This is a genomic window from Cupriavidus sp. 05N40, from assembly GCF_056397305.1.
On sequence record NZ_JBFTND010000380.1, the window covers coordinates 1 to 6,473 of the forward strand.

Here is a 6,473-nt window from a genome sequence, read left to right on the forward strand (position 1 = left end):
CGTCAGGACCATGCCCAGGGCACGCCGGTGGAGAACCTCACCTATGGCCAGTCGGTCACCGACGCCTGCATCGGCTGGGACGATTCGATCAATGTGCTGGAGACGCTGGCCAACGCCGTGAAGGCTCGCCGCCTGGCCAAGGGCACCGGCAACTGAGCCGCGCCGCCCGTCCCCGAATGAAAAAGCCGCTGATATGTTCAGCGGCTTTTTTCTCCCCTGGCGCGGCGCACGGCGGCGCCTGCGCGGCGGCGCTTCTTACTTCTTCAGCACCAGCCCGCCCGGCAGCGATTCGATGTAGGCGGCAATGTCCTTGAGTTCGTCGCGGGTGAACGGACGCGGCTTGCCGTCCTTGCCGGTCACGCCCGGGTTGGCGTTGACCTGGCCGGCCATGATGGCGTTGGAGCGGCCCACCTGCGGGTTGGTGGTGATCTGGTAGGCCGCCAGCGCGTGGTACAGGTAATCGGCGTGCTGGCCGGCCAGCTTCGGGTAGTCCGGGCTGATCGGCGCGTTCATGCCGGCACCATGGCAGGCCACGCAGTTGCCCTTCTCCACCAGCGCCTTGCCGGCGGCGAGATCGGCGGCCGAGGCGGACATGGCCGAGGCGCCCAGCACGAGTGCGCCGAGCGCGAACGAAAGCGTCTTAAGCGTATTCATGGCGGGTCTCCTCACTTCTGGTTGTTGTTTTGCGTGCTGGAGGTCTGCTGCGCATAGTAGGCAGCCACGTCGGCGATGTCCTGGTCGCTCAGGGTGGCGGCAATGCCGCGCATGGTCGGGTGCTTGCGGTCGCCCTTCTGGTATTCCTTGAGCGCATTCTCGATGTACTTGGCGTTCTGCCCTCCCAGCAGGGGCACCTGGTACACCTCGGGGAACGAGGCCCGGTATCCCGGAATCCCGTGGCAACCAATACACATTGCGACCTTGTTCTTGGCGGCATCCACGTTGCCCTTGACTTCCTGGGCTTGCGCAGCCATGGCGGCCGCGCCCAGCACCACCATCGTGAGGAGCTTTTTCATTGTCGTAGCTGATTGGAAGTGTAAAACCCTGGGAGACCTGCCCGACCGGTCAGAAATGGCTTCGGAATGGGTCCGGCGGGGAAGCCGCATCTGCCTGCGGCTCGATGTGGCGCTGCCAGCGGGTCGGCACACTGTCACGCCCGGTACCGCCAGGCGAGGTGAGCACGGACCGGCCTCATTCTGCAACCATCTCTTTGAACGCCGCCTCCCGGCAGGGGCCGCGCGCAAGACTAGGCGGACGAACCGGACGGTGGAGAATAGGACTTAGGGGGGCGCGTCAAACCGCCGCATTGTACAGCACGCTGCACGCGGCAGTCCAGCCTGCCGCAGGCAGCCGCACGCGAACGGGAAAGCTCTTTTATACTGGCCCATTCCGACACGCACAAACCCCTCAGGTTGCCTCATGTCCAACACCACCAACGCCAGCCCGAACCAGCAGACCCGCTTCGAAGGCAGCCAGCAATACGTTGCCACCGATGACCTCAAGCTGGCCGTCAACGCCGCCCGTGCGCTGCAGCGCCCGCTCCTGATCAAGGGCGAGCCCGGCACCGGCAAGACCATGCTGGCCGAGGAAGTGGCAGCCGCGCTCGGCATGCCGCTRCTGCAGTGGCATATCAAGTCGACCACCAAGGCGCAGCAGGGCCTGTACGAGTACGACGCGGTCTCGCGCCTGCGCGACTCGCAGCTCGGCGACGACCGCGTGCACGACATCCGCAACTACATCGTCAAGGGCGTGCTGTGGCAGGCCTTCGAGGCCGACCAGCAGGTGGTGCTGCTGATCGACGAGATCGACAAGGCCGACATCGAATTCCCCAACGACCTGCTGCGCGAAATCGACCGCATGGAATTCTATGTGTACGAGACGCGCGAACTGGTCAAGGCCAGGCACCGCCCGCTGGTGATCATCACCTCCAACAACGAGAAGGAACTGCCGGACGCCTTCCTGCGCCGCTGCTTCTTCCACTACATCAAGTTCCCCGACGCGGAAACGATGCAGCGCATCGTCGACGTGCACTACCCCGGCATCAAGCGCGAACTGGTGGCAGCCGCACTCGAATCGTTCTACGAGATGCGCAACCTGCCCGGCCTGAAGAAGAAGCCCTCCACCTCGGAGCTGATCGACTGGCTCAAGCTGCTGATGGCCGAGGACATCCCGCCCGAAGCGCTCAAGAGCCCGGACAAGAAGGCCGCGATCCCGCCGCTGCACGGCGCGCTGCTGAAGAACGAACAGGATGTGCACCTGTTCGAGCGCCTGGTATTCATGAACCGCGCCAACCGCTGAGCGGACGCACGAACCCCCATGGCACGCTTCATCGAACCCGTCGCCCTGCGCGGCCAGCATGMGCTGCTGGAGCCGCTGAGCCCGGCGCACGAAGCCGAGGTGCAGGCCGCCGTCGCCGACGGCGAACTGTGGAAACTCTGGTACACGTCGGTGCCCGCGCCAGACAAGGTGCGCGCGTGGACCGACATCGCGCTGGAGATGCGCGAGCAGCAAGGCGCGATGCCGTTCGTGATCCGCGAGATCCGCGACGGCGCGCCCGGCGCGGTGGTGGGCGCCACGCGCCTGTTCAATGTCGACGCGGCCAACCGCCGTCTCGAGATCGGCCACACCTGGCATGCCCAGCGCGTGCAGCGCAGCGCCGTCAACACCGAATGCAAGCTGATGCTGCTCACCCATGCCTTCGAGCAGCTGCAATGCATCGCGGTGGAATTCCGCACGCACTGGATGAACCAGCAGAGCCGCACCGCGATCGCGCGCCTCGGCGCCAAGCAGGACGGCGTGCTGCGCAATCACCAGCGCATGCCCGACGGCTCCCTGCGCGACACGGTGGTGTTCTCCATCATCGCCAGCGAATGGCCGACGGTGAAGCGCCACCTGCAATACCGCCTGGACCTGCCGGGTCGCGGCGCATGAGCCGCTGACCATGTCCCGGAAACACTAAGCATCAAGCGAGTCCACCATGCTGATCGATTTCTTCTTCTCGCTGCGCCACGCCAAGCTGCCGGTATCGGTCAAGGAATACCTGACCATGCTCGAAGCGCTCAAGGCCGAGGTCATCTCGCCGTCGATCGACGAGTTCTACTACTTGTCGCGCATGGCGCTGGTCAAGGACGAGAAGCACTTCGACAAGTTCGACCAGACCTTCGCYGCCTATTTCAAGGGCGTSGAGARYCTGGTSGACTGGAAGWSCGACATYCCGCTSGACTGGCTSCAGAAGACGCTGGAGCGCGAGCTCTCGGCCGAGGAAAAGGCCAAGATCGAGGCCATGGGCGGGCTCGACAAGCTCATGGAGCGGCTCAAGCACCGGCATGCTCGACATCAAGCTGCGCCCCGAGCGGCACAACAAGGTCAAGGTGCTGATGCTGCTCGACGTGGGCGGCTCGATGGACGACCACATCAAGCGCGTGGAGGAATTGTTCTCGGCCACCAAGACCGAGTTCAAGCACCTCGAGTACTACTACTTCCACAACTGCGTCTACGACTACGTGTGGAAGAACAACCGCCGCCGCCACGCCGAGAAGATCGCCACCTGGGACCTGATCCACAAGTACAGCTCGGACTACAAGGTGATCTTCGTCGGCGATGCCACCATGAGCCCGTACGAGATCCTGCAGCCCGGCGGCTCGGTGGAATACAACAACCCGGAGGCCGGCGCGGTCTGGCTCAACCGCCTGATCGAGCAGTTCCCGCGCTTCGTCTGGCTCAACCCCGAGCCCGAAGTCCAGCCCGAAGCCTTGCGCCGCCGCCGCGGCGATCAATCCGTCCAGGTTCGTCGTGGGTGCCAGGTCGCGCCCCTGGTAAAGGGCGCCCTGCGCCAGCCCCGGCCAGTCGGCCAGCACCCTGCCGCCCTTGACCGCGCCGCCCAGCAGCATCGCCGCCGCAGCGGTGCCGTGGTCGGTGCCGCCGGTGCCGTTGGCCGCGGCGGTGCGGCCGAACTCGGTGGCCACCAGCACCGTGGTGCTCGACCAGGCCGGCCCCAGTCCGTCGCGCAGCGCCGCCAGCATGGCGTCGAGCGCCTTGAGCCGGGCCGCCAGGCGCGGCGCCTGCGCACTGTGCGTATCCCAGCCGCCGGTCTCGATCATGGCGATGCGCGGCCCGTCGGCGCGCGCCAGGAAGCCGGCGGCGAGCCGGCCCAGGCTGGCCGGGTCCTGACGTGCGCCGGCATCGCCGGCCAGCCCGCGCGCCTGCATTGCCGCGGTCCATAGCGGATGCAGCTGCGCATCCATCTCGTAGAGCTGGYCCACGCGTGCGAGCAGGTCGTCGGGCGCGGCCGGCAAGGCCGAGGGTGCGTACGAGCCGACCGCGGCCGCGCCACGCAGCGCGGCCGGCACCGTCGGCGCGAAGGCGATCGCATTGTCGTGGCGCGCCGGCAGCAGGCCCGCCAGCCGGTTCAACCAGCCGTCCTTGACCTGGTACGGCGCGCTGCCGCCGGTCTCGAGCACGTTCTGGCCGTCGAAGTGCGAGCGCTCGCGGTAGGGCGACGCCACCGCCTGCACGAACAGCGCCTGGCCAGCGGCGTACATGCGCGCCGTTTCCGCCAGCGATGGATGCAGGGCGAAGGTGCCGTCGAGCCTGCTGGCCTGCGCGGGGTCGATGGCCAGCGCGCCGCGCAGGCGCGCATAGCCCGGGTCGGCATAAGGGACCACCGTGTTCAGGCCATCGGCGGCGCCGCGCTGGATCACGAAGACAAAGCGGCGCTCGGTATCGGCGCCGGCCAGCGCCAGGCGCGGCAGGGTCAGCATGGCGCCCGCGCCGGCGGCGACGCGCAGGAAATCCCGGCGGGAAAATTGGGATGTCACGATGTCACCTCCGTTGGAAATCGGGCGAAACCAGCAGCAAGGCCAGCGCGGTCTGCGCACTCTCGGCGCGCGCGATGGCGCCGGCGGTGGATGCCGACAGCGTGCCGGCAAGCAGCTTCGGCCCGAGTTCGCGCGCGTCGATGCGGTCGCCCGCGCGCGCCGCGAAACGCTGCGCCAGCTCCACGCGCCGCACCAGCGCATCGGGCGCGGCCCAGCTCGCGGCGAGGTCGTCGTAACCGGCCGGCGAACCCGGCCGCCAGACCGGCTGGCCCAGCTGCGCCAGCACCGGGGCGAAATGCGCAACGCCCCCCTGCCCGCCCGCTTCGCGCAGGCCCAGGCCACGCAGCGAGGACACGGCCCACTCCCACGGCGACTTGAACTTGGCCGGCGCGCTGGCCCACGCTTCGGGCGACTGGACCAGCGCGCGGTACACCTCCGGCAACGCGCCGCCACTGCGCATGTACGCATCGGACAGCCGCGCGACCAGCGCGCTCGGCGGCGTATCGGCCACGAAATGGCGCGCCAGCTTGGTGGCGAGATGGCGCGCGGTGGCTTCCGACTGCGCCAGGTCGTGCAGCACCGCGAGCGCCTGCGCCTCGCCCTGCTGCGGGTAATCGCGGCCCAGCATGACGCGGGTGCCGGGTTCGTGCACGCGCGGCCGGAACAGGAAGCTGCCCGCCTCGCCGTCCTCGCGCGCGCCGAAGCCGCCCACGCTCCATCCCGTCAATGCGCGCGCGAACTCGGTCACGTCGGCCTGGCTGTAGCCGCTGCGCACGCCCAGCGTGTGCAACTCGAGGATTTCGCGCGCCAGGTTCTCGTTGAGGCCGAGCTGGCGCTGCGGCGCGCGCTGCGCGGCCACGCGCGCGGCCATGCTGTCGGGCCCGATCGAGCGCACCTGGTCCAGGAAGATCTGCATGGCGGGATGGCGCTCGACGGCCACCAGCATGTCCTCGAAGCGGCCCAGCACATGGGGGCGGATCGCCTCGGCCTCGAAGGCGCCGGCCAGCGCCGCCACCGCCGGCTTCTCCACCGACACCGCGAAGTGGTTCGACCAGAAATGGACCAGGCGCTCGACGAACGGCGCCGGCGTGACCAGCGCGCTGGCCACGCGCGCGTCGACCGCGTCGCGATAAGCTTCGCGGGTTTCGCGCTGCAACTGCTGGCGCGCCACGGCCTTGGCGTCGGAGCTGGCCTGGCGCACTTCACGCTGCTGGGCGCCGAACTCGCCGGCCAGCGCGGCGGTACCCGGCTGCGCGCGCCAGGCCGCGGGACGCGCCTCGTACTGCGCGAACTGGCCGATCAGCCAGCCGCGCGGATCGGCCGGCAGCGCCTCGTCCGGCCGCGCACCGAGCCCGAAGCGGTTGACCGCGATGGCGGCAGCGGCGATGGTGTTGTCGTTCATGCCTTGCTCCTCTCCAGGCCAGGCCCGCAAACGCGCGGCCATTGCTTGTCTTGCCTGCTCATGGCGCGCCCTTGGCGGGCCGTGCCGGCGCGCTGCGCAACGGGCCGCGCTGCACCAGCGCATCGGCCAGCTTCTGGCGCTCGTCGGCCGACAAGGTGGCAGCGAACGCCACCACGCTGTCTTCGAGCTTGCTGCGCGCCGCCGCATCGGCCTCGCGCGTGCGCGCCAGCGCGGCGGCCAGGGCCTCGCGCTCGAAC

Annotated in this window: 5 protein-coding genes and 4 pseudogenes; 4 read left to right on the forward strand and 5 right to left on the reverse strand. The window is 68.7% G+C overall.

Features of this window, described 5'->3' with window-relative positions; translation table 11 throughout:
• Positions 1-156 (forward strand): annotated as a pseudogene (locus tag AC1DO7_RS40435) (3-deoxy-7-phosphoheptulonate synthase); the annotation flags it as partial.
• A 99-nt stretch (positions 157-255) separates the two neighbouring features.
• Here AC1DO7_RS40435 and AC1DO7_RS40440 read toward each other — a convergent pair.
• Both AC1DO7_RS40440 and AC1DO7_RS40445 read right to left on the reverse strand, forming a co-directional pair.
• The gene (locus tag AC1DO7_RS40440) at positions 256-654 is read right to left on the reverse strand and encodes a c-type cytochrome (RefSeq protein ID WP_441618742.1); all 399 of its coding nucleotides are present in this window, start codon (positions 652-654) and stop codon (positions 256-258) included.
• A gap of 11 nt (positions 655-665) precedes the next feature.
• Complete coding sequence (locus AC1DO7_RS40445) at positions 666-1,013, reverse strand: c-type cytochrome (RefSeq protein ID WP_441618740.1); 348 nt, start codon at positions 1,011-1,013, stop codon at positions 666-668.
• A 403-nt stretch (positions 1,014-1,416) separates the two neighbouring features.
• On the opposite strand from AC1DO7_RS40445, the gene AC1DO7_RS40450 reads away from it, so the two are divergent.
• The 3 genes and pseudogenes from AC1DO7_RS40450 to AC1DO7_RS40460 all read left to right on the forward strand — a co-directional run.
• Positions 1,417-2,295, forward strand: coding sequence for an AAA family ATPase (locus AC1DO7_RS40450; RefSeq protein ID WP_020201397.1), 879 nt, complete (start codon positions 1,417-1,419; stop codon positions 2,293-2,295).
• Positions 2,296-2,313: 18 nt separating this feature from the next.
• Positions 2,314-2,928, forward strand: a complete 615-nt coding sequence (locus tag AC1DO7_RS40455) for a GNAT family N-acetyltransferase (RefSeq protein WP_477117504.1) — start codon at positions 2,314-2,316, stop codon at positions 2,926-2,928.
• Between the two features lie 46 nt (positions 2,929-2,974).
• Positions 2,975-3,734 (forward strand): annotated as a pseudogene (locus tag AC1DO7_RS40460) (hypothetical protein); the annotation flags it as partial.
• On the opposite strand, the pseudogene AC1DO7_RS40465 reads toward AC1DO7_RS40460, so the two are convergent.
• The 3 genes and pseudogenes from AC1DO7_RS40465 to AC1DO7_RS40475 form a co-directional block, all read right to left on the reverse strand.
• A pseudogene (locus AC1DO7_RS40465) lies at positions 3,735-4,814 on the reverse strand (DUF1501 domain-containing protein); the annotation flags it as partial. It lies immediately after the preceding pseudogene.
• Between the two features lie 4 nt (positions 4,815-4,818).
• Positions 4,819-6,216, reverse strand: a complete 1,398-nt coding sequence (locus AC1DO7_RS40470) for a DUF1800 domain-containing protein (RefSeq protein WP_441618732.1) — start codon at positions 6,214-6,216, stop codon at positions 4,819-4,821.
• 58 nt (positions 6,217-6,274) lie between these two features.
• A pseudogene (locus AC1DO7_RS40475) lies at positions 6,275-6,473 on the reverse strand (periplasmic heavy metal sensor); the annotation flags it as partial.